23 protein-coding genes and 1 tRNA gene are annotated in these 22,316 nt (G+C 65.4%); 17 read left to right on the top strand and 7 right to left on the bottom strand.

Features of this window, described 5'->3' with window-relative positions:
• Positions 1-40: 40 nt before the first annotated feature.
• Positions 41-610, top strand: coding sequence for a NifU family protein (locus RFM41_RS12495; protein WP_320249364.1), 570 nt, complete (start codon positions 41-43; stop codon positions 608-610).
• A 134-nt stretch (positions 611-744) separates the two neighbouring features.
• Here RFM41_RS12495 and RFM41_RS12490 read toward each other — a convergent pair whose 3' ends face one another.
• Complete coding sequence (locus RFM41_RS12490) at positions 745-1,362, bottom strand: L,D-transpeptidase (protein WP_320249366.1); 618 nt, start codon at positions 1,360-1,362, stop codon at positions 745-747.
• A gap of 226 nt (positions 1,363-1,588) precedes the next feature.
• Here RFM41_RS12490 and cueR point away from each other — a divergent pair, with 226 nt between their 5' ends.
• Complete coding sequence (cueR, locus tag RFM41_RS12485) at positions 1,589-1,978, top strand: Cu(I)-responsive transcriptional regulator (protein WP_320249369.1); 390 nt, start codon at positions 1,589-1,591, stop codon at positions 1,976-1,978.
• Positions 1,979-1,990: 12 nt separating this feature from the next.
• On the opposite strand, the gene RFM41_RS12480 is transcribed toward cueR, so the two are convergent.
• A complete protein-coding gene (locus RFM41_RS12480) occupies positions 1,991-2,461 on the bottom strand; it encodes a nucleoside deaminase (RefSeq protein ID WP_320249372.1) in 471 nt (156 codons plus the stop codon).
• A 131-nt stretch (positions 2,462-2,592) separates the two neighbouring features.
• Here RFM41_RS12480 and RFM41_RS12475 point away from each other — a divergent pair.
• The 4 genes from RFM41_RS12475 to RFM41_RS12460 all read left to right on the top strand — a co-directional run bounded on the left by RFM41_RS12475 (position 2,593) and on the right by RFM41_RS12460 (position 5,251).
• A tRNA-Cys gene (locus RFM41_RS12475) sits at positions 2,593-2,666 on the top strand.
• Positions 2,667-2,754: 88 nt separating this feature from the next.
• The gene (locus tag RFM41_RS12470; RefSeq protein WP_320249375.1) at positions 2,755-3,255 is read left to right on the top strand and encodes an MmcB family DNA repair protein; all 501 of its coding nucleotides are present in this window, start codon (positions 2,755-2,757) and stop codon (positions 3,253-3,255) included.
• A gap of 160 nt (positions 3,256-3,415) precedes the next feature.
• Positions 3,416-4,162, top strand: coding sequence for an SDR family NAD(P)-dependent oxidoreductase (locus tag RFM41_RS12465; RefSeq protein WP_320249378.1), 747 nt, complete (start codon positions 3,416-3,418; stop codon positions 4,160-4,162).
• A 42-nt stretch (positions 4,163-4,204) separates the two neighbouring features.
• Complete coding sequence (locus tag RFM41_RS12460; RefSeq protein ID WP_320249380.1) at positions 4,205-5,251, top strand: RNA polymerase subunit sigma-70; 1,047 nt, start codon at positions 4,205-4,207, stop codon at positions 5,249-5,251.
• 4 nt (positions 5,252-5,255) lie between these two features.
• On the opposite strand, the gene nhaA is transcribed toward RFM41_RS12460, so the two are convergent.
• The 5 genes from nhaA to RFM41_RS12435 all read right to left on the bottom strand — a co-directional run bounded on the left by nhaA (position 5,256) and on the right by RFM41_RS12435 (position 12,383).
• On the bottom strand, positions 5,256-6,446 hold the full coding sequence (gene nhaA / locus RFM41_RS12455; protein WP_320249383.1) for a Na+/H+ antiporter NhaA: 1,191 nt from the start codon (positions 6,444-6,446) through the stop codon (positions 5,256-5,258).
• A 195-nt stretch (positions 6,447-6,641) separates the two neighbouring features.
• Complete coding sequence (locus tag RFM41_RS12450; protein ID WP_320249386.1) at positions 6,642-7,205, bottom strand: ActR/PrrA/RegA family redox response regulator transcription factor; 564 nt, start codon at positions 7,203-7,205, stop codon at positions 6,642-6,644.
• Positions 7,206-7,407: 202 nt separating this feature from the next.
• Entirely contained in the window at positions 7,408-8,733 is a 1,326-nt protein-coding gene (locus RFM41_RS12445) for an ActS/PrrB/RegB family redox-sensitive histidine kinase (protein WP_320249389.1), read from the bottom strand.
• Positions 8,734-8,853: 120 nt separating this feature from the next.
• Complete coding sequence (gene hrpB / locus RFM41_RS12440) at positions 8,854-11,436, bottom strand: ATP-dependent helicase HrpB (protein ID WP_320249392.1); 2,583 nt, start codon at positions 11,434-11,436, stop codon at positions 8,854-8,856.
• 56 nt (positions 11,437-11,492) lie between these two features.
• Positions 11,493-12,383, bottom strand: coding sequence for a DMT family transporter (locus RFM41_RS12435; RefSeq protein WP_320249395.1), 891 nt, complete (start codon positions 12,381-12,383; stop codon positions 11,493-11,495).
• A gap of 24 nt (positions 12,384-12,407) precedes the next feature.
• On the opposite strand from RFM41_RS12435, the gene RFM41_RS12430 reads away from it, so the two are divergent.
• From RFM41_RS12430 to RFM41_RS12380, 11 genes are all read left to right on the top strand, one after another.
• On the top strand, positions 12,408-13,097 hold the full coding sequence (locus tag RFM41_RS12430; protein WP_320249397.1) for a PIG-L deacetylase family protein: 690 nt from the start codon (positions 12,408-12,410) through the stop codon (positions 13,095-13,097).
• A gap of 233 nt (positions 13,098-13,330) precedes the next feature.
• Positions 13,331-14,659 carry an ABC transporter substrate-binding protein gene (locus RFM41_RS12425; protein WP_320249399.1) on the top strand — a complete coding sequence of 443 codons (1,329 nt, stop codon included), beginning with the start codon at positions 13,331-13,333 and terminating at the stop codon, positions 14,657-14,659.
• A gap of 198 nt (positions 14,660-14,857) precedes the next feature.
• Entirely contained in the window at positions 14,858-15,805 is a 948-nt protein-coding gene (locus RFM41_RS12420) for a carbohydrate ABC transporter permease (protein WP_320249402.1), read from the top strand.
• Entirely contained in the window at positions 15,802-16,752 is a 951-nt protein-coding gene (locus RFM41_RS12415) for a carbohydrate ABC transporter permease (RefSeq protein WP_320249404.1), read from the top strand. Before RFM41_RS12420 ends, RFM41_RS12415 begins: the two co-directional genes overlap by 4 nt.
• Positions 16,753-16,969: 217 nt before the next feature.
• The gene (locus RFM41_RS12410; RefSeq protein ID WP_320249406.1) at positions 16,970-17,173 is read left to right on the top strand and encodes a hypothetical protein; all 204 of its coding nucleotides are present in this window, start codon (positions 16,970-16,972) and stop codon (positions 17,171-17,173) included.
• 2 nt (positions 17,174-17,175) lie between these two features.
• Positions 17,176-18,282: an ABC transporter ATP-binding protein gene (locus RFM41_RS12405; protein WP_320249409.1), complete on the top strand. Its 1,107-nt coding sequence runs from the start codon at positions 17,176-17,178 to the stop codon at positions 18,280-18,282.
• Positions 18,275-19,288, top strand: coding sequence for an ABC transporter ATP-binding protein (locus RFM41_RS12400; protein WP_320249412.1), 1,014 nt, complete (start codon positions 18,275-18,277; stop codon positions 19,286-19,288). The genes RFM41_RS12405 and RFM41_RS12400 overlap by 8 nt, the downstream gene beginning before the upstream one ends.
• Before the next feature lie 62 nt (positions 19,289-19,350).
• Positions 19,351-20,994: a dihydroxyacetone kinase subunit DhaK gene (locus RFM41_RS12395; RefSeq protein WP_320249415.1), complete on the top strand. Its 1,644-nt coding sequence runs from the start codon at positions 19,351-19,353 to the stop codon at positions 20,992-20,994.
• Between the two features lie 10 nt (positions 20,995-21,004).
• Positions 21,005-21,604: a dihydroxyacetone kinase subunit DhaL gene (dhaL, locus tag RFM41_RS12390; protein ID WP_320249418.1), complete on the top strand. Its 600-nt coding sequence runs from the start codon at positions 21,005-21,007 to the stop codon at positions 21,602-21,604.
• The gene (gene dhaM / locus RFM41_RS12385; protein ID WP_320249420.1) at positions 21,604-21,993 is read left to right on the top strand and encodes a dihydroxyacetone kinase phosphoryl donor subunit DhaM; all 390 of its coding nucleotides are present in this window, start codon (positions 21,604-21,606) and stop codon (positions 21,991-21,993) included. Before dhaL ends, dhaM begins: the two co-directional genes overlap by 1 nt.
• A 19-nt stretch (positions 21,994-22,012) precedes the next feature.
• Positions 22,013-22,315: an HPr family phosphocarrier protein gene (locus RFM41_RS12380; protein WP_320249423.1), complete on the top strand. Its 303-nt coding sequence runs from the start codon at positions 22,013-22,015 to the stop codon at positions 22,313-22,315.
• Position 22,316: the final 1 nt, after the last annotated feature.

Here is a 22,316-nt window from a genome sequence, read left to right as displayed (position 1 = left end):
TATTCCAAACTATCGGCCCGCGAAGGGCCTGGAGATACCCATGTTCATCCAGACCGAGTCGACGCCGAACCCGGCGACGTTGAAGTTTCTTCCCGGCAAGGAAGTGCTGCGCGAAGGCACCGCCGATTTCCGCAACGCCGATGCAGCGGCGGAGGCCTCGCCGCTGGCCGGCCGGCTGTTCGAGATCCCGGGCGTCACCGGCGTTTTCTTCGGCTATGACTTCATCACCGTGACCAAGGACGGCCCCGACTGGCAGCATCTGAAGCCGGCGATCCTCGGCGCCATCATGGAGCATTTCATGTCCGGCGCGCCGGTCATGGCCTCGGCCGCTCCGGCGAGCGAAGCCGGCGGCACCGGCGAGTTCTACGACAAGGCCGACGAGGAGCTGGTGCTGACCATCAAGGAACTGCTCGACACGCGCGTGCGCCCGGCCGTCGCGCAGGACGGCGGCGACATCACCTTCCGCGGCTTCGAGAACGGCACGGTGTTCCTGCATATGAAGGGCGCCTGCGCCGGCTGCCCCTCTTCGACGGCGACGCTGAAGCACGGCATCCAGAACCTGCTTCGCCATTTTGTTCCGGAAGTGCAGCAGGTCGAGCAGGTCGCCTGACGCATTCCGGGCCGGTTTCTGCGCGACCGACCCCTATCGCAAAAAACAAAAAACCGGGCCCCAACAGCCCGGTTTTCTGTTTTCAGGACGTCTTGTTGTTGCCTAGACGGTCCGCTTGTGAAACTTTTTCTCGCCTACATCACGATGACTTTGGCGCCGACCGAGGTGCGGTCGTATAGGTCGATAATATCTTGGTTCATCAGCCGGATGCAGCCCGACGACATCGCCTTGCCGATCGAGAACCATTCCGGGCTTCCATGCAGGCGGTAGCCCATGTCTCCGCCCTTGTTGAAGAGATACATGGCGCGCGCGCCAAGCGGGTTCTTCAGGCCCGGCTCCATGCCGCCGGCGAATTTGGCGAGCTCGGGCTGGCGCTTGATCATCGGCGCCGGTGGCGTCCAGGTCGGCCATTCGCGCTTCAGCGCGATATGGGCGGTGCCATGCCATTCAAAACCTTCGCGGCCGACGCCGATGCCATAGCGCATCGCCATGCCGTCGCCCTCGATGAAATAGAGGAATTTGTTCTGGGTATCGACGATGATGGTGCCCGGCTTCTCGGAAGAGTCATACCGCACTTCCTGGCGGTGGTACCTAGCGGGGACCTTCTCGATCGGGATGCGCGGCAGCTGATAGCCGGCATCGGTCATCGCGCCATAGTTGTTGGTGAACATCTGCCCACCGATGGTGCTGCACCCGCTGATCGCGGTCGACAGCGCAAGAGCGGCGAGGATTGCAATTGACTTCAAGCGCATGAATAAGTCCGACGCCCTGTCTCGATGTCAGCGGCACGAGTCGGCCGCTTTGTTACCATCATTCATGCTGGCATTTCTTTTGCTTGCCAAGCGCGCACTGCCTATATGCAAGACCTTCCCCGCCGGTAAGTGCCGAACTGCGGCATTTCGGCAACAGGGCTCACAGGATTGTGAAGCAAAATCAATGAGGCGGTTATAGAGCCGCCTGGAGTTCGAGGAGAGCGCCATGAATGTCGGTGATGCCGCCGAGCGTTCCGGACTGCCGGCCAAGACCATCCGCTACTACGAGGAGATCGGCCTGATCCGTCCGGCGCGGGCAGAGAACGGCTATCGCGATTACTCCGGCGACGATATCCATCGGCTTGCCTTCCTGCGCCGCGCGCGCAATCTCGGCTTCTCAATCGACGATTGCAGGCAGCTGATGGCGCTCTATCAGGATCGCGGCCGCGCCAGCCACGACGTGCGCGAGATCGCCGCCGCCCATGTCAAAGCGATCGAAGAGAAGGTGCGCGAATTGCAGTCGATGCGCTCGACGCTGCAGAAGCTGATCCATGCCTGCCATGGCGATGACCGGCCGGACTGCCCAATTTTGGACGACATGGCGGGCGCTGCCTGAGGCCCAGTCCTGTCAGCGCATCCAGAAATCGCGGTGCGGGGCGAGCAACTCGTCCGCAATTTCGGGGAACGGACCGAAGACCTCGATCTTTTTCTGGCCGGAAGCGAAGACGGTACGCGAGGCGAGGTTCATCGTCGGATTCTCCGCGTGGTCCCCGGTGAGCGCCAGGAGGCTGGTTTCCTCGACCCCGTAGACCAGCCGCCCGATATTCGCCCAGTACATCGTGCCGGCGCACATCGCGCATGGTTCGAAGGTCGAGACCAGCGTGCATTGCCACAGGAACTGAGGCTCATAGGCCGCCGCCGCGCGACGGGCCAATTCGGTCTCGGCATGGCGCACCGTGTCGAGATTGCCCTGCCGCATCAAGACGCGATCGTCCGGCCCGACCAGCACGCAGCCGAACGGATGATGCCCATGCGCCGCCGCCTCACGCGCGACAGCGTCGGCGGACCGAAGGTGGGCAAGCATCTGATCGCGCGTCATGGCATCCTCCACGCCAAAATCCAGCCGAGGTGCGGTTCTTGGGCCGAGACTGAAGTCACAGGGCAGGATTAACAAGAGCTAAATTCTATGAGGTTGACTACGCCCGGATTGACTAGGCATAGAGGCACCATGGTCTGAGGGCGGGACGGTGACGCATCGGTCTGCAAAACCGACGGAATGGGTTCAATTCCCACTCAGACCTCCATTCCTTTCACACTCCTGGTTTGTCAAATATATAATCGCCCCCTGAAACTGGGTTCAAACCGTGAACAAAATCTGGCATGGTGCCTGCCATGCCCATCGTTTCCCCGATTCCCCTCAACCCTTTGATCGACGGCCGCCAGTCGGAGCGCGCCATGCTGGTGCGGCGCGGCGTGCAGCGGCTGCTTAGAGAAATGGGCGCGCATGTGCTGCCGGAGCTGTCTTTGGCCACCGGGCGGCGCGCCGATCTCGTGGCGCTGACCAGGCAGGGCGACATCTGGATCATCGAGATCAAATCCTCAATCGAGGATTTCAGGGTCGACCGCAAATGGCCGGACTACCGGCTGCATTCCGACCGGTTCTTCTTCGCCACCCATCCCGGCGTTCAACAGGACATCTTTCCCGAGGAATGCGGCTTCATCCTTTCCGACGGCTATGGCGCGGAGATCCTTCGCGATGCGCCGGAGCACCGCATGGCGACCGCGACGCGCAAGGCGCTGATGCTGCGGATCGCCCGCGCGGGCGCCGCGAGGCTCTTGGCAGCCGAGCTTGCCGGCGTCGCGGTGCCGGCGCTGGATGGCGAGAGCGAGTAGATAGAAGTCGCGCCGCGTTGACGGCGGCGGCTGGCATCCGACCCGGTCTCCCCAGAGGCTCGCGAAAATTTTCGTCTCGCACCGATGATTTCCGTCGATCCCGTTTGTCTTCACCTACAGGCGCGTCCGGATGGCCGGCGGCCTGGAAAGAGGTGATCACATGAAACCGTTGCAAAATCAGAATGTCGTCGTCGTCGGGGGCAGCCGGGGTGTCGGCCGTTCGATCGTGGAAGCAGCGCTTGACGCGGGCGCGCATGTGCTTGCCGTCGCTCGCGGCGCCGACGACCTCAAGCAGTTCGCCTGGGAACGGCCGGGCCTGAAGACCCTTGCCATCGACGCGACGGCGGAAGCCGCGCCGCAAGCGGTTTTCGATGCGCTTGCGCCTGACGTGTTGGTGGTCTGCGCGGGTGCGCTCGCCCCTTCGGCGCCGATCCAGGAGCAGAGTTGGGAGGTCTTCTCGGCGAACTGGGAAATGGACGTCAAGGCGTCGTTCCTGTTTTGCCGAGAAGCCCTCAAGGGCCGGCTCAAGCCAGGCGCCCGTGTGCTGCTGATCGCCAGCGGCGCCGCTATCAGCGGCGGCCCGCCGAACTCGGGCGGCTATGCCGGCGCCAAGCGCATGCAGATATTCCTGGCCGGCCATTGCCAGAAGGAATCGGACCGACTCGGCCTCGGCCTGCGCTTCATGGCGCTGTCGCCGGCCCGCATCATGCCGGGCACCGGGGTCGGCGACCGCGGCATCGACGGCATCGCGGCCTATATGGGCATCCGTCCGGCCGACTTCCTGGCCAGCATGAGCGACATGCAGACGCCCGCCGATGTCGGACGGGCAGTGGTCCAGCTCGTAACGGGCAAGCCGCAGGGCAGTTCCTTCACCGTGAGCGGCAGCGGCCTTGCGGCGGCGGCATGAGGCGCGCAGGATGGCGGCCGAATCCAGTGCCCCGGGCTCCGCATGACTGACGCCACCGGCCCTCTCGAGCCTTTGGGCCGGCCAGGCCAGCCGGTCCTCGACCGGCTGGCTTTCGAGCGCCTGAGCGCCGCCCACCGCCGCGCGCTCAAGCTCCATTGCTACCGGATGATGGGCTCGCTCAACGAGGCGGACGATCTCGTCCAGGAAACGTTCCTCAAGGCCTGGCGCGCGCGGTCGCAATTCGACGGACGCGGCTCAGCGCGCGGCTGGCTCTACGCGATTGCCACAAAAAGCTGCCTCAATGCGATCAAGGCACGCTCGTCAGCGCGGCGCATTCTCGAGCAGCCCCGACGGCCACCCTCTGAAGGAGAAGCGACCGGCGGGCCAGCCACGGAGCTCGCCTGGCTGGAGCCGTATCCGGACGCGGAGCTGCCAGACATTGCCGACGACAGGCCCGGCCCGGAAGCGCGCTACGAGGCCCGCGAGGCCGTGCGGCTCGCCTTCGTCGCGGCGATCCAGTTCCTGCCACCCAGGCAGCGCGCGGCCTTGCTGCTATGCGATGTGCTCGGATGGTCCGCGATCGAGACCGCGCAATTGCTGGGCGGATCGACCGCCTCGATCAACAGCGTCTTGCAGCGGGCCCGCGCGACGATGGGCAATCGCTATCTCCAGGGGCGCGCGACGCAGTGGTTGCAGCCCAGTGCGGACGAAGGCGTGCTGCTCGAACGCTATATGCAGGCTTGGCAGGCCGACAATCTCGACGGGCTTGTCGAGCTGCTGCGCGATGACGCCATCTATCACATGCCGCCATGGCGGGAATGGTACCGCGGACGCCCGGCCATCGGAGCCTTCCTGGGGAGTGTCTGGAGCAATTTTGCCGGCTACCGCGCGGCGGCCGTCGGCGCCAACACCCAGCCGGCCGTCGGCGTCTACGCGCTTGGCCGCCACGATTCCAAGTGGCGGCCGCATTCGCTGCATGTCATCGAGCCGGCAGGCGGCAACATCGCCTCGCTGACGATCTATGTCCCGCCGCTCGGTCCCAGCCTGTTTGCGGCCTTCGGCCTGCCGCCGGAACCTGTCGTGTCCTGAGGGGTCAGCCCAGATCTTCTTCCGCCCCGCCAGCCGCCGGCGTCGTGAGCAGCACGGCGGCGCCCAGCAGCGCGGCAACCAGCGAGCCGGCAAGGATGCCGACCTTCACCGCGCCCTGGAGCGCAGGATCGTCGGCGAAGGCAAGCAGGCCGATGAACAGGCTCATGGTGAAGCCGATGCCGCAAAGCAGCGAAATGCCCAACATATGCAGCCAGCCGGCATTGACCGGCAGGTCGGCGAGGCCGAAGCGGATCGCGAGCGCCGAGGAGCCGAAGACGCCGACCAGCTTGCCTACGACCAGGCCGGCGGCGACGCCCAGCGTCAACGGCTCGACAAGGGCTGCAAGGCTCAGGCCGCCGAGCGGCACGCCGGCATTGGCGAAGCCGAAGATCGGGATAACGAGGAAGGGCACGAGCTTGTGCAGGCCGTGCTCCAGCCGGTGCAGCGGCGAATGTTCTGTTTTGTGGCTGATGCCGGGAGAGCGCTCCAGCGGGATGGTGAGCGCCAGCGCGACGCCGGCCAGCGTGGCATGCACGCCCGATTTCAGCACCAGCACCCACAAAACGACGCCAAGCAGGAGATACGGCCAAAGCTTCATGGCCCGCATACGGTTGAGCAGGACGAGCAGGGCGATGACGACGAAGGCGGCGGCCAGATAGGCGAGCGACAGGCCGCTTGTGTAGAACAGCGCGATGATGACGACGGCGCCCAGATCGTCGATGATGGCCAGAGCGGTGAGGAACACCTTCAGCGAGGCGGGCACGCGGCTGCCGAGCAGCGACAGCACGCCGAGCGCGAAGGCGATGTCGGTGGCGGTGGGGATCGCCCAGCCGGAGAGCGCTGCCGCATTGTTGCGGTTGATCAGGACATAGACCAGCGCCGGCACAGCCATGCCGCCGGCGGCGGCGATGCCCGGCAGCACGCGTCGCGGCCAGGTCGAGAGCTGTCCGTCCAGCATCTCGCGCTTGATCTCCAGCCCGACCAGCAGGAAGAACACCGCCATCAGCCCGTCATTGATCCAGTGCGAGACGCTGAGCGGCCCGAGATAAGCGTGCAGGACGGCGAAATAGGTTGCGGCCAAAGGCGAGTTGGCGACGATCAGCGCAAGGGCTGCGGCCGCCATCAGGATGATGCCGCCAGCGGCCTCGCCGTCAAGGAACTCGCGCAGGATCGATTTCGGCCGCTCGTCTCGCATGGTGCCTCGCTAACCTAGCCTGTTGGCCGGGAATCTGTAGTCCAATGATGCGCAGCATCCGTGATGACGCAAGGCTTACAAGTCACACGACAGCGCATGCTTCGAAAGTTAGCTGAAACGCCTGTCCTTTCGTCATCCACGGGCGAAGCAAGGAGCGAAGCGACGCGGCGCAGACTCGTGGATGACGACGCTTGCCTAGCGCGGCGCCCGCTTTGCGAGTATCCGCTGCAGGGTGCGGCGGTGCATGTTCAACCGGCGCGCCGTTTCGGAAACGTTGCGGTCGCACATTTCGTAGACGCGCTGGATGTGCTCCCAGCGCACGCGGTCGGCCGACATCGGGTTTTCCGGCGGCGCGGCGCGCTCGCCGGAAGTGCGGGTGAGCGCGGCGAAGACGTCGTCGGCATCAGCGGGCTTGGAAAGATAGTCGACGGCGCCGAGCTTCACCGCCGTCACCGCGGTGGCGATGTTGCCGTAGCCGGTCAGGATGATGGCGCGGGCGTCGCCGCGCTTCTCGCGAATGACTGCCACGACATCGAGGCCGTTGCCGTCGCCAAGCCGCATATCGACCACCGCATAGGCCGGCGGATGGGCGCGCGCCTTGGCGACCGCCTCTTCCACACTCTCCGCCGTCTCGACCACGAAGCCCCTTGTCTCCATGGCCCGGGCAAGCCGGGTGAGGAAGGGCTTGTCGTCCTCGACGATGAGCAGCGAGGTGTCCTCGCCCTCGACCATTGCGCCAGTCGTTTCGTCTCCGCTCATCTTATCGGCATCCTATTGACCAAAAGCGCACCCGTCGAAACGAATTCCGGCGAAGGCGCTTGAAGTCCATGTTTTCGGGCATGCCGCTTTTCCAGACACAATTTTGGGCGACATGCTTCACTTTTACGCAGATACAGTCCCGCAAGGGCAATGTCCAATTTTTAGAGCCGGCAACAGAGCTGCCATGCGACAACTGCAAGGTTTAGGCGTTGTCGAACATGGTGGCCGAGGCCTGTTCCTGGTTGAGGAAGACGCCGCGCGGCCAGGATATCTGCACCACCGCGCCTTCGCCGAGACCGCTCGAATTGCGGAAATCGATGGTGGCGCCGGAACGCTCCAGCAAGGTCTTGGCGATGAACAGCCCGAGCCCCAGGCCGCCGCCGGCCTCGGTGCCCTGGCGCGTCGACATATAGGGCTCGCCGATGCGGTCGATGATCTCGGCCGGGAATCCCGGCCCGTCATCGATGATGGAGAAGGTGACCGCCTCATTGTCCCAGCTCCAGCTGACGGTGACGGAGCTGCGGGCGAAATCGACGGCGTTCTCGACCAGATTGCCGAGCCCGTAGATGACGCCAGGGTTGCGCTGGCCGACCGGCTCCGGGCCGATGCGCTCGCCGGGCCGCAGCCGGATCGAAATGCCGAAGTCGCGATGCGGCGCCGTCACCTCCTCGATCAGCGAGGTGAGCGGCATGCGCGACAGATGCGCTTCGCCTTCCGAGGAAAGGCTGGTCAGCCGCTTCAGGATCTCGCGGCAACGCTCGCTCTGCGAGCGCAGGAGCTTGACGTCCTCGCCATATTTCGGGTCCTTGCCGAGCGCCTTCTCCATCTCCTTGGCGACGACGGTGATGGTGGCCAGCGGCGTGCCGAGCTCATGCGCGGCAGCGGCGGCCAGCCCGTCCAGCGCGGACAGATGCTGCTCGCGCTGCAGCACCAGTTCGGTGGCGGCAAGCGCATTGGCGAGCAGGCGCGCTTCCGCCGCGACGCGGAAGGCATAGATGGCGGTGAAGGCGATCGAGGCGAAGACCGCCATCCACATGCCGGCGACATAGATGAAGGGCATCGGCAGCGGCGATCCCTCATACCAGGGCAGCGGCAGGTGGAAGAACACCAGCAGCGTCGCGGCTATCATGACCAGCGCGCCCAGCACCGCGGTCATGCGCAGCGGCAGGGAAGCGGCCGAGATGACGACCGGCACTGAAAGCAGCACGCAAAACGGATTGGTCAGGCCGCCGGTCATGTAGAGCAGGCCGGTAAGCTGGATGCCGTCGAAGGTGAGGATCGCGAAGGCCGAAAGCGGGGTCAAGCGGTGCGCCGCGGGATAGCGGAAGGTGAGCCACAGATTCATCCAGGCCGAGCAGGCGATCAGCGCGAAGCACATCGACACCGGCAGTGGGAATTTCAGCCCGTAGGCGACGACGAGCACCGCAATGCTCTGGCCGACAATGGCCAGCCAGCGCAGTCGGATCAGCGTGTTGAGCCGCAACCGCTGGCTTTGCTGGGAATCGGGCGCGCGCAGGATGTTGATCATCGACTTACGATTATAACCGCAGGAGGGTAAGCGCTAGTAGCCCTTCGCTCCTTGCTCCGCCCGTGGATGACGAAGCGATGGGTGTTTGCGCCAATCGCCAACGTGCCGCAGCGGCATGAACTACGTCCCACGCGGCTTGGCGCGGCTGGTGGCGGCAGCCAGCAGCGGATTTTCCGGCCAGACATGCTTTGGATAGCGGCCGCGCATGTCGGTGCGCACGTCCGCCCAGGAGCCGCGCCAGAAGCCGGGAAGATCGCGCGTGGTCTGTATGGGACGATGCGCCGGCGACAGCAGCTCCAGCGTCAGCGGCACCGCGCCGTTGGCGATCGTCGGATGACGGTCGAGGCCGAACAGCTCCTGCACGCGGATCGAAAGCACTGGCCATTCGCCGTCATAGCGGATCGGCACGTGGCTGCCCGATGGCGCGTCGAAATGGGTCGGCGCCAGCGCGTCGACCCTGCGTTGCAGGTCGTGCGGGACCAGCGCCATGAGCGCCGACGACAAAGTCGCCGGCTTGATGGCCGCGAAAGAGGCATCGCCGGAGAGAAACGGCAGGAGCCAATCGTCGAGGCCCTCGATAAGCGCTGCATCCGAAACATCGGGCCAGGGCGCGCCCAGGCCGCGATGCAGCCAGCCGAGCCGCTGGCGGAGCGTCTCCGCTTCCTTGCCCCAGTCGAGCAGCGACAGGCCGTGCTCGCGTAAAGCATCGAGGATAGCCCGATCGGCGTCGGCGCCGGACGGCGCCGGCAGCATGCGTTCGGACAATGTGATGGCGCCGAGCCGGGCGGTCTCACGCATGCGCACGGCGCGGCGCTCGCGGTCGAAACTCGCCTCGCGCTTCGTCTCGATGCGATCGGCAAGAGCGGCGCGGATATCGGCTTCGCCGACCGGGGCGGCGGCGGTGATGCGGGCGTTCTGCGCCTTGCCCTGCAGGTCGGCGACCACCAGCCAGGTCTCGTTGGCAAGCGGGTCGGCGGCATCGACCATGGCGCCCGACCCGTTGGCGAGCACGAAGCGGCTATGCTCGCCGCGCGCCCTCGCGACCCGATCCGGCCAGGCATGGATGAGGAGCGAGCCGGCGCTCTTACCCTCCCCCTCGAGGGGAGGGTCGAGCCGCGCAGCGGATCGGGGTGGGGTCGGTTCGGCCACGCTACCGGCGACCCCACCCCGTCGATCACGCTGAGCGTCGCTCAGCGCGCTCGCCGACCCTCCCCTCGAGGAGGAGGGTAAGGCCTGTCTGGCCAAACGCTCGGCGAGCTGCCTGGCGGCATTGGCGCGGGGGGATTTCTCGCCGCGAAAACGAATCAGACGCAGCTCCAGATCGGCGCTGTCGCCGCCCAGTCCGCGCTCGGTCAAAAGCACGGCAAGCGTCGCCGCATCGAGCGCATGACCGGTCTTCGCCGCTTCGGCCACCATATGCGCCAGCCGCACCGGCAGCGCCAATTTGCGCATCGCGCCGCCCGCCTCGGTCAGTCGCCCTGCCTCATCGATGGCATGCAACGCGCGCAGCAGGACCCGCGCTTCGTTGAGCGCCGGGGCCGGCGGCGGATCGAGGAAGGAAAGGCTCGACGGATCGGCAACGCCGAAAGCGGCGCAGTCGAGCAGCAGGCCGGACAAATCCGCCTCGAGGATCTCTGGCGGCGTGAAGGCAGGAAGCGACGCGGTCTGCTCGGCGCGCCACAGTCGCACCGCCACGCCAGCTTGCGTACGGCCGGCTCGGCCGGCGCGCTGGTCGGCCGAAGCCCTGCTGACGCGCACCGTCTCGAGCCTGGTCAGGCCGCTCGCCGGCTCATAGCGCGGCAGCCGCGACAGGCCGGAATCGACGACGACGCGCACGCCGTCGATGGTGATGGACGTCTCGGCGATCGAGGTCGCCAGCACCACCTTGCGGCGGCCGGCCGGTGCCGGCTTTATCGCCGCGTCCTGCGCCCTGTTGTCGAGCTGACCGTAAAGCGGGACGATATCGGTGTCGGCGGCGACATTGCCCTGAAGCCGCTCGGCGGTACGCTCGATCTCGCGCTGTCCGGGCAGGAAGGCGAGCACGCTGCCTTGCTCGCCGGCCAGGGCCGCGCGCACGGCCCTGGCCATGGCGTCCTCGATCGCCATGCCTGCCGGCCGTTCGTCGTAGCGGATCTCGACCGGGAAGGCGCGGCCCTCGCTCTCGATCACCGGCGCCTGCGCCAAAAGCTTTGCAACGCGCGCGCCGTCGAGGGTCGCCGACATGACCAGCAGGCGCAGGTCCGGCCGCAGCGCGCCCTGCACGTCGAGCGCCAGCGCCAGGCCGAAATCCCCGTCGAGCGAGCGCTCGTGGAATTCGTCAAAGATCACCGCGGAGACGCCCGGCAGTTCCGGGTCGTCGAGGATCATGCGCGAGAGCACGCCTTCGGTGACGACCAGGATTTTCGTCCGCGCCGAGGTCCGGTTCTCCATGCGCATGGCGTAGCCCACCGTGCCGCCGGGTTCTTCGCCCAGCAGCTCGGCCATGCGGCGGGCGGCGGCGCGGGCGGCGAGCCGGCGCGGTTCGAGCAGCACGATCCGGCCCTGCCCCAGCCATGGCGCGTCGAGCAGCGCCAGCGGCACCAGCGTCGTCTTGCCTGCGCCGGGCGGCGCCACCAGCACGGCGCTGTTGCGCTGGGCGAGCGCTTCGCCGAGTGCCGGCAGCACGGCTGTGACCGGAAGCTCCGGCAGGGGTTTCGTCGTCATGTCGCCCGCATATCAGCGGTCGCGGTCGCCATGCAACTTGCCGGAAGGGTGCACGCTCAAAGCCTGGTTCGCGAAAACGGGTTCCAGCGCACGGTGCCGAGCCTCACCTCTTCGCGCACCATCGTCAGCAGGCCGGAGGCGCCGACCACCGCCAGGCCGACCAGCGACAGCCAGTCGGGATATTCCTGGAAGAACAGCGCGCCGAGGATGACCGCCCAGACGATCTGCGAGTAATGCGTCGGCGCAATGCGGTTTGCGGGCGCGTATTTGACCGCGAGCAATTGCAGCAGCTGTCCGCCGGCGGTGAAGATTCCGGCCAGCATCAGCCAGACCAGTTGCCCGAGACCGGGGAGCGAGAACGAGGTCGCGGCAGCACCCACCCCGTTGAAGACCAAGCCATATCCGACCAGCGCGCCTAGAATGGTCGTACGCTTCTCCTGCTGGGCGAGCGAGCGCATCAGGATGACGCTGGTCGCGGCGAGGAAGGCGTTGGCAAAGGCGGCGAGATGGCCGAGATGCAATTCGCGAAAGCCCGGCCGCACCACCAGCATGACGCCGACAAAGCCGGCGACGACGGCCAGCCACCGCCAGGGACCGACCCTTTCCTTCAGGATGACCGTCGACAGGATGGTGACCAGCAACGGCGCCAGGAAGATCAGCGCGTAGACTTCCGCCAGCGGAATGGTGGTGAAGGCAAAGACGCTGAGCACGCCCGACGCAATGCCCGCCAAGGCGCGCGCCTGCACCGCCCAAGGCCTCTTGGTGCGCCAGGCGTCGCGCCAGCGTTCGTCGCTGGGCTTGGTGAAGAACAGAAAACAGCCGGCAAACAGGGTCGAGAAGAAGCCGATCTCGAAGACGGTAAACTGCCCGCCCAGGCTCTTGATGACGGCGTCGCTGAACGAATAGCTTGCATAAGCGATCAGGGCGAGCAGGATTCCGTTCGGCACGATACCATTTCCGGGAGAGAAGACGTGAAGATACTGGCGCTGGGAGCGCATCCCGACGACATCGAGATATTCATGTTCGGTACGCTGGCCGCCTATGCCGCGCAAGGCGCAGAGCTGACTTTTGCCATAGCCACCGATGGTGCCAAGGGCGGCAAGGGCGATCCGAAGGCGCTTGCCCGCTTGCGGCGCGAGGAAGCGGCCAAAGCGGCGGGCCTGCTCGGCGTCGAGCCGCGTTTCCTCGACTTTCCCGACGGCGCGCTCATCGCCGATGCCGCGTTCATTGCGGTGCTGAAGGCGCTGGTCCGCGAGGTGAAGCCCGACCTCGCCATCACCCACGCGCCCTACGATTACCACGGAGACCACCGCGCCCTGTCCGACGGCGTGCGCATCGCGGCGTCCTTCGCGGTGCCGGTGCTGCATGCCGACACGCTCGGCGGCACCGGTTTTTCGCCGACGCATTATGTCGAGATATCGCATCACTGGGACATCAAGGCTAAAGCGATCCGCGCGCACCAGTCGCAAGGTCCGGAGCATTATGTGCACAGGGCGCGCCTCCAAAACGAGTTCCGCGCCGGACAATGCAACGGCACCGCCAGCGCGCTGGCCGAGGCCTTCCGCTTCGAGCCGACCTTCCCCTTCGCCGACATACGCGCGCTGTTGCCGCCCGCGCCGCCGATCCGGCCGGTGACGGCAAGCCCGAACCCCGCCGGCTGACGACGGACGCAGACGCCCGGCGATCATTTCCCAACGATTTCAATGACCCTTCCCGCGATGCTGCGGCGCAGCAACGAATTCGCTTGCGTTGTTTAGTAAAAAGAGCACTACTAAACAAATTACTAAACATCGGCTGCGCAACGCGCGCCGCCGTGTTTGGGCCCTCGGAGGAGCGAGGGTTGAGGGCTCTTGAAACCGTCATCCGGACGCGTTTCGCAAATGGGAGGTAAGGCATGAAATCGACCTTGAAACTGGCGTTGGGACTGGCCTCGGCGATCTTTGCGTCGACCGCCGTCTCGAACGTCGCGCATGCGGAAGACCTGACGTTATGCTGGGCGGCCTGGGACCCGGCCAATGCGCTCGTGGAACTGTCCAAGGACTTCACCAAGGAAACCGGCATCGGCATGAAGTTCGAGTTCGTGCCGTGGACCAACTATGCCGACCGCTTCCTCAACGAGCTCAACTCGCACGGCAAGCTCTGCGACCTGATCATCGGCGACAGCCAATGGGTCGGCGGCGCCGCCGAGAATGGGCACTATGTCAAGCTGAACGACTTCTTCGACAAGGAGCATATCAGCATGGACGACTTCGTGCCGGCGACCGTCGTCGGTTATTCGGAATGGCCGAAGAACACGCCCAATTACTGGGCGCTGCCGGCCATGGCCGACGCGGTCGGCTGGACCTACCGCAAGGACTGGTTCTCCAAGCCCGAACTGCAGAAGGAGTTCAAGGAGAAGTACGGCCGCGATCTCGCCCCGCCGAAGACCTATGACGAGCTGAAGCAGATCGCTGAATTCTTCCAGGGCCGCAACATCGACGGCAAGAAGGTCTACGGCGCCTACATCTTCACGGAGCGGGGGTCAGAAGGCATCACGATGGGCGTGACGAACGTCCTTTACGATTATGGTTTCCAATATGAGGATCCCAAGAAGGCATACGCCATGAAGGGATTCGTCAACTCCGCGGACGCGGCGAAGGGCCTCGAATTCTACAAGGACCTTTACAAGTGCTGCACAGCGCCGGGCATGACCGACGCCTACATGTCGGAGGGACTTGACGCCTTCAAGTCAGGCCAGGTGGCGATGCAGATGAACTGGTTCGCGTTCTTCCCGGGCCTTTACAAGGATCCCAATGTCGGCGGCGACAAGATCGGGTTCTTCCCCAATCCTGCCGGACCGCAGGGTCACTTCACGCAGCTCGGCGGCCAGGGCATCTCGGTGGTCTCCTATTCGGACCATAAGGACTCCGCCCTGAAATATATCAAGTGGTTCGCACAGCCTGCCGTGCAGCAGAAGTGGTGGGAGATCGGCGGCTACTCGGCGCTGAAGGCGGTCGTCGAGGCTCCGTCCTTCCCGAAAAGCGCGCCTTTCGCTCCCGACTTCCTGCAATCGATGCAGATCGTGAAGGATTTCTGGGCCGAGCCAAGCTACGCCACGCTGCTGCAGGCGATGCAGAAGCGCGTCCATGACTATGTCGTGGCCGACCAGGGCACCGCGCAGGAAGCGCTCGACAGCCTCGTCAAGGACTGGACGCAGACCTTCCAGGACGACGGCAAGATGTAAGGCTCCTCCCGAGCCGGAGATTTCAGGTCGAGACGACCTGAAATCTCCGCCTCTAAGATCAGAGATAGAGCATGATGTCGTCCGAAAACCGCTGACACTTTTCGGCATCATGCTCTGGTCCCGTGCCGCCTTGGCACGGGACGCAGTTCAGATAAATTCCATCGACGAGAGCTACCAGTGACCGACGCAGGATTAACCATGCTTGATCGGACTGCGGACAACTTTGCCCGGGCGACACCGGAACCGTTGGCCCGCAAGATCCGGGGCATCAGCGACAAGGGCCTCGCCTGGCTGTTCATCTCGCCGACGATCCTTTTGCTGCTGGCGATCAACATCTTTCCGCTGTTCTGGGCGATCTATCTTTCCTTCACCAATTATCGCGCCAACCGACCCAACGAGGTGGTGAAGAATCTGGGACTTGCCAATTACCAACGCATCCTCGGCGACCAGGACATCTGGATCGCCATGCAGGCAACGGCGCATTTCGTTTTCTGGACGATCCTGCTCGAGACGGCGATCGGCTTCACGCTTGCTTGGCTGATCGACCGCAAGTTTCGCGGCCACGCCTTCTGGACGACGATCATCCTGGTGCCGATGATGCTGTCGCCGGCAGTGGTCGGCAATTTTTGGCGCTTCCTCTACCAGCCGCAAACCGGCCTGTTCAACTACATCGTCGCCTTCTTCACCGGCCTGCCGCCTTCGTCCTTCGAGATGCTGGGCAGCGTGCAGCTCGCGCCCTGGGCGATCATCATCGTCGATACCTGGATGTGGACGCCTTACGTGATGCTGATCTGCCTCGCCGGCCTGCGCTCGATCCCCGAATACATCTATGAGGCGGCCGAGGTCGACCGCGCCTCCAACTGGCGGCAGTTCTGGTCGATCACCCTGCCTATGGCCCTTCCCTTCATCATGCTGGCTGTGCTGTTCCGCGGCATCGAGAACTTCAAGATGTTCGACATGGTCAACCTCTTGACCGGCGGCGGGCCCGGCTCGACCACCGAGGTCGCCTCGATCACGCTGAAGCGGCAGGCCTTCGAGAGCTGGCGCACCGGTTATTCGTCGGCCTTCGCCATCATCCTGTTCGTCGCCGTGTTCGGGCTGGCCAACATCTACGTCAAGGCGCTCAACAAGGTGAAGCAGAGATGAGCCTGACAACCGCCCATTCCGTCGTCGCACCCTCGGCCAATTCGAAGCGGATCGCCGGTGCCATCGTCGTCGGCTACGCGCTGATCTCGATCGTGCCGCTGCTCTGGATCTTCGCCACCAGCTTCAAGACGCCACCGGATTCGATCGCCTATCCGCCGAAGATCGTCTTCCAGCCGAGCCTCGAAGGCTATTGCAACCTGTTCACCACCCGCACCAGGCAGACGCCCGAATACATCAACGCGCTCGGGCCGGCGACCGGGCTCTGCGACGAAACGGTGCGCAAGCGCAACATGGTCATCGCCGGCCCGTCGAACTTCCTGCCGCGCTTCGTCAACTCGCTGATCATCGCCTTCGGCTCGACCTTCTGCGCGGTGTTCCTCGGAACGCTCTCTGCCTATGGCTTCTCGCGCTTCAAGGTGCCGCTGGCCGATGACCTCCTGTTCTTCATCCTGTCGACACGATTCATGCCGCCGATCGCGGTGGCGATCCCGATCTACCTAATGTACCGCGAGCTCGGCCTCTCCGACACCGAGCTCGGCATGATCCTGCTCTACACCGCGGTCAACGTCTCGCTGGCCGTCTGGCTGCTCAAGGGCTTCATCGACGAGATCCCGCGCGAGTATGAGGAAGCGGCGATGATCGACGGCTACACGCGGCTGCAGGCGTTCTGGCGCACCGTGCTGCCGCAGGCGACGACCGGCATTGCCGCCACCGCCATCTTCTGCCTGATCTTTGCCTGGAACGAATATGCGTTCGCCGCACTTCTGACTTCCGGCACGGCGCAGACCGCGCCGCCCTTCATCCCGACCATCATCGGCGAAGGCGGCCAGGACTGGCCGGCGGTCGCCGCGGGCACGACGATCTTCCTGGTGCCGATCCTCGTCTTCACCATCCTGCTGCGCAAGCAGCTCTTGCGCGGCATCACCTTCGGAGCGGTGCGCAAATGATTGATGTGGAAACAAGTCGACCCCCACTCCGTCGAGCTTCGCTCGACACCTCTCCCCCGATCGACGGGGGAGAGGAAAGGCGCGAGGCGATTCCAGCCAGGTTCCCTTCCTCTCCCTCCGGAGGGGGGAGAGGTGGCGCTGCGAAGCAGCGACGGAGTGGGGGAACCACCTGGCAACCATCTCTCCCCGTAACCGGGGAGAAGGAAGGGGGTGCCGCATGAACCGCTCTGTTGCCTCCAAGCGCTCCTCCTGGCCCGTCTGGGCAAGGCGCGGCCTGATGGAAAACATCGCGACGGCAATCATCGCCATCGGCTTCCTGATGCTGTTCCAGCCCTTCGCGCTGTCGCTCTACAGCTATTCCTTCGTCACCATGCTTGCCGGCACGGTGATGTTCATCATCGTCTCGAAATTCCCGGAATAACGATGGCCGAGATCCGTGTTCAGAACCTGAGGAAGGCCTTCGGCGCGTTCGTCGCCGTGCAGGATTCCAACTTCGTCGTCGAGGACGGTGAGTTCTTCGTCATGCTCGGGCCATCCGGCTGCGGCAAGACGACGACGCTGCGCATGATCGCCGGCCTCGAACTGCCGACCGGCGGCAAGATCCTGCTTGGCGGCGAGGACGTCACGATGCGCCGGGCGCGCGAGCGCGACATCGCCTTCGTCTTCCAGCTCTTCGCGCTCTACCCGCACATGAACGTGCGCAAAAATATCGGCTTCCCGCTGCTGGCGCAGGGCATGCCTGCCGCCGAGATCCGTCAACGCGTGGAAGAGACGGCGAAGCTCTTGCGCATCGACCACCTGCTCGACAAATCGGTCTCCGGCCTCGCTGGCGGCGACCGCCAGCGCGTCGCGCTCGGCCGCGCCATCGTGCGGCGTCCAAAGTGTTTTCTCATGGACGAGCCGCTCGGCACTTTAGACACCGAATTCCGTGACCTCATGGTCCATGAATTGCGCGAACTGCACAACCGCATCCACGCCACGACCGTCTATGTCACGCATGACCAGATGGAAGCGATGTCGATGGCCGACAAGATCGCGGTGATGAACCATGGCGTCATCGAACAGTTCGGAAGTCCACGCGAAATCTACGACCGGCCGGCAACCATGTTCGTTGCCGATTTCATCGGCTCGCCGCCGATGAACTTCCTGCGCTTCGGCGGCGGGCTTGCGAGGGGCGCCAAGGAAATCGTCGTGCAGGGCGCCAAGGTCACCGTGCCGGAAGTGCGCGAGGACATCGCGCCCGCCGACATGGCGCTCGGCATTAGGCCTGAGCACATCCGCTTCGACGACGGCTCGAAACTGCGCGGCGCAATCTACGGCACCGAATATCTCGGCACGACCCAGATCGTCGCGGTCGAGACGGCGGACGGCATCATCAAGGCCCGCGTGCCGGCCGGCATCCATCTCAGCCCCGGCGAACAGGTCGGGCTGGCGCTGAGCAGCGCCCGGCTGTCGCTGTTCGAGAAAGGCTCGGGACGCGCGGTCAGGACCGCCATGTATGATCAGGCGATGGAGGCGCGCCATGGCTGATGTCCATATCCAGGGCGTGACCAAGAGTTTTGGCGACACGGTCGCGGTCGGCGATCTCGACCTCGCGATCAAGGACGGCGAATTCGTCGTGCTGCTTGGGCCGACTGGCGCCGGCAAGACGACGACGCTGAGGCTGATCGCCGGGCTGGAGCGGCCGGACAGCGGCACGATCCATATCGGCGGCCATGATGCGACGGCGCTGTCACCGGCCGAGCGCGACACCGCCTTCGTCTTCCAGCAATATTCGCTCTATCCGCATCTTTCGGTGTTCGACAACCTCGCCTTCCCGCTGCGCTCGCCGGCGCGGCGGTTTCCGGAAGAGGCGGTGCGCCGGCGTGTCGAGGAGGTCGCGCGCATGGTGCGCATCGACCACAAGCTCGACAACCGCTCGACCAAGCTGTCGGGCGGCGAGATGCAGCGCGTCGCCATCGGCCGCGCGCTGGTGCGCAAGCCCGCGATCTATCTCATGGACGAGCCGCTGTCCTCACTCGACGCCAAGCTGCGCGCCGATCTCCGGCTGGAGCTGAAGCGCATCCAGTCCGAGCTCGGCGCCACCATGCTCTATGTCACGCACGACCAGATCGAGGCGATGACCATGGCCGACCGCATCGGCATCCTCGCCGACGGCGTGCTGGTGCAGATCGGCACGCCGCGCGCGATCTATTCAGAGCCGGCGAACCTGCATGTCGCCGCCCGCCTCGGCCAGCCGGCGATCAACCTCCTGCCAGCCGGGCTGCTGCCCGACGGCGGCGCGCCGACCGGAACGACGACGATCGGCGCCCGCACCGAGCATCTGGCGATCGAGAAGGCGATGAACGGCCATGCCGACGGCGTCGTCGACTGGGTCGAGCATCTCGGCGACCAGAACCACCTGCATGTGACCGTGGGGGCGAAGAAGCTGGTGACGCTGACCGATCCCGACACGCCTTTGGCCAAGGGGGACAAGGTGACGATCCGCTACATGGCTCCGCTCTATTTCGGCTCGGACGGGCAAAGACTCATGTAGCCGGTTCGCGCCATATATTCCCACACCGATTGACGACCGCAGATACGGACTGGACGAAATCCATGAAGCACTTCTTCAACCGCAAGGACACGATCGTCACCGAGGCGCTGGACGGCTTCCTCGCCACGGCGGGATCGGGCGCGCTCGCCCGCCTCGACGGCTATCCAGAGATCAAGGTCGTGCTGCGCGCCGACTGGGACAAGACGAAGGTGGCCGTGGTTTCGGGCGGCGGCGCCGGGCATGAGCCGTCGCATGCGGGCTTCGTCGGCGCCGGCATGCTGACGGCGGCCGTCTCCGGCGAGATCTTCGCCTCGCCGAGCGTCGAGGCGGTGCTGGCGGCGATCCGCGCCACGACCGGCCCGGCCGGCTGCTTGCTGGTCGTCAAGAACTACACCGGGGACCGACTCAATTTCGGTCTGGCCGCCGAGAAGGCGCGCGCCGAGGGCCTGCCGGTCGAGATGGTGATCGTCGGCGACGACATCGCGCTGCCCGACATCGCACAGCCGCGCGGCGTCGCTGGCACGCTGTTCGTGCACAAGATCGCCGGCCACCTCTCCGAGACCGGCGGCGACCTGGCGTCGGTTGCCGCCGCGGCGCGCGCTGCGGCGAAGGACATTGTTTCGCTCGGCATCTCGCTCTCTTCCTGCTCGATCCCCGGACAGGCGCATGAGGAGCGCTTCGGCGCGGAGGACGGGGAGCTCGGCCTCGGCATCCATGGTGAGCCCGGCGTCGAACGCATTACGCTACAGAGCGCCGGCGCGCTGGTGGCGATCATGGCGGAACGCCTTACCGCGCGGCTCGATGCCGGCAGCCGCTATGCCTTGCTGATCAACAATCTCGGCTCGGTGCCAACGCTCGAAATGTCCTTGATCGCCAATGCGGTGCTCGCCTCGCCGCTGGCAAAGGCCGTGGCGCTGACGATCGGCCCCGGGCATCTGATGACGGCGCTCAACATGAACGGATTCTCGCTGTCGCTGATCAAGCTGGACGCGGAACGTGAGGCGGCGCTCAAGGCGCCGGTCGGCCCGCACGCCTGGCTGCCGGCGAAGCCGGTCCGGGCCCCAGTCGTCTTGGCGATGAGCAGGCCCGCCATCGGCGCAACCACAAAGCCTGCCAGCCGCGATGCGGCCGCCGAGCGGCTGATCACGGCCGTTTGTCAAAGGCTGATCGCGCTCGAAGAGCCGCTCAACGCGCTCGACGCCAAGGCAGGCGACGGCGATACAGGTTCGACCGTGGCGACCGGCGCGCGAAGCATCCTCGGGCGCATCGACACGCTGCCGCTTGCCGACAAGACCGCGACATTCGCCGAAATCGGCGATACGCTGGGCACCTCGATGGGCGGTTCCAGCGGCGTGCTGCTGTCGATCTTCTTCACCGCCGCCTCGCAGTCTCTCGGCACTGGCGCATCGCTCGGCAGGTCCTTGCTCGCCGGGCTCGACCGGATGACCTTTTACGGCGGCGCCGAGATCGGCGACCGCACCATGGTCGATGCGCTGGAACCGGCGCTGAAGGCCCTAGACGCGAGCGGGCCGGAAGCAGCCGCCAAGGCGGCGCGGCAAGGTGCTGCGGCAACCGCCGCGATGCGGAAGGCCAAGGCCGGCCGTTCCGTCTATATTGGCGGCCAACTCGACGGTGTTGCGGATCCCGGCGCCTTCGCGGTCGCCGAAGTTTTCGCGGCGGTCGCGGCACTGTTCGTCCCGGCATGAGGAACAAGTGATGGCCGCAGCCGACTTCTCCCGACTGATCGTGGCGGCGGCCGATACGATCGCCGCGCATGCGGAGGAGTTGACCGCGCTCGATCAGGCGATCGGCGATGGCGACCACGGGCTGAACATGAAACGCGGTTTCGAGGCCGTGCGCGCCGAGGCGGACGCCTTCGCGGCGAAGCCGCTGCCCGACGCGCTGAAGGCGGTCGGCACCAAGCTGGTGATGACCGTAGGCGGTGCCTCCGGGCCCTTGTTCGGCACGCTGTTCATGACGCTCGGCAAGGAATTGCCCGCTGCCCCGGATCGCGACGGGCTGACGGCAGCGCTTGGCAAGGCGATCGAGGCTGTCGCGGCGCGCGGCAAATCGCAGCCGGGACAAAAAACCATGCTCGACGTGCTGCAGCCGGTGTATGAGGCATTGGCGCAAGGCCAGACGGCTGCCGAAATCGTCGACGCGGCTGACAAGGCTTCGGAGGCCACGGTGCCGATGAAGGCCCTGCGCGGGCGCGCTTCCTTCCTGGGAGAGCGCTCGATCGGGCATATGGACGCCGGAGCGCGCTCGACCGCGCTTCTGGTGCGCGCGGTCGCGGGAGCGATAGAGGGCAATTGATGAGCAATGTCGGTATCGTCATCGTGTCGCACTCGCCCCTGGTTGCCGAGGGCACGGCCGACATGGTGCGCCAGATGGTGGGCGACGAGGTGCCGCTTGCATGGTGTGGCGGAAACGGCCATGGCGGGCTCGGCACCAGCGTCGAGGCGATCATGGCGGCGATCGACAAGGCCTGGTCGGAAGCGGGCGTCGCCATACTTGTCGATCTCGGCGGCGCCGAGACCAACTCGGAGATGGCCGTCGAGATGATCGGCGAGCCCCGCTCGCACAGAATAGTCGTCTGCAACGCGCCGATCGTCGAGGGCGCGGTGATGGCGGCGACCGAATCCTCCGGCGGCGCCTCGCTCAAGGAAGTGGTGGCGACGGCGCATGAATTGTCGCCGTCGTGAACGAACTGGAACCGACTGAATGTCCGCATCCGCCGAAGCAACGATCCTGATCACCCATGCGGTGGGCCTGCACGCCCGCCCTTCGGTGAAGTTCACCAAGCTCGCCAAGTCGTTCGCGGCCGACGTGGAAGTGGCAGTGGCGGCAAACGGCCCCTGGTTCGACGCCAAGAGCATCGTCAAGGTGATGGCGGCCAAGGCGCCGAAAGGCACGCTGTTGCACATCCGCGCAAAGGGCGACGGCGCGGCCCAGGCGGTGAAAGCCCTGGTCGATCTGGTGCGGCGCGACTTCGACGAGGGCGCGGATCATGTCCGGTCCGCTTGAA

This window comes from Mesorhizobium vachelliae (genome assembly GCF_033977325.1).
Classification (GTDB): domain Bacteria; phylum Pseudomonadota; class Alphaproteobacteria; order Rhizobiales; family Rhizobiaceae; genus Mesorhizobium; species Mesorhizobium vachelliae.
The sequence above is the reverse complement of the archived record's forward strand: the minus strand, read 5'-3'. Positions and strand labels throughout refer to the sequence as shown.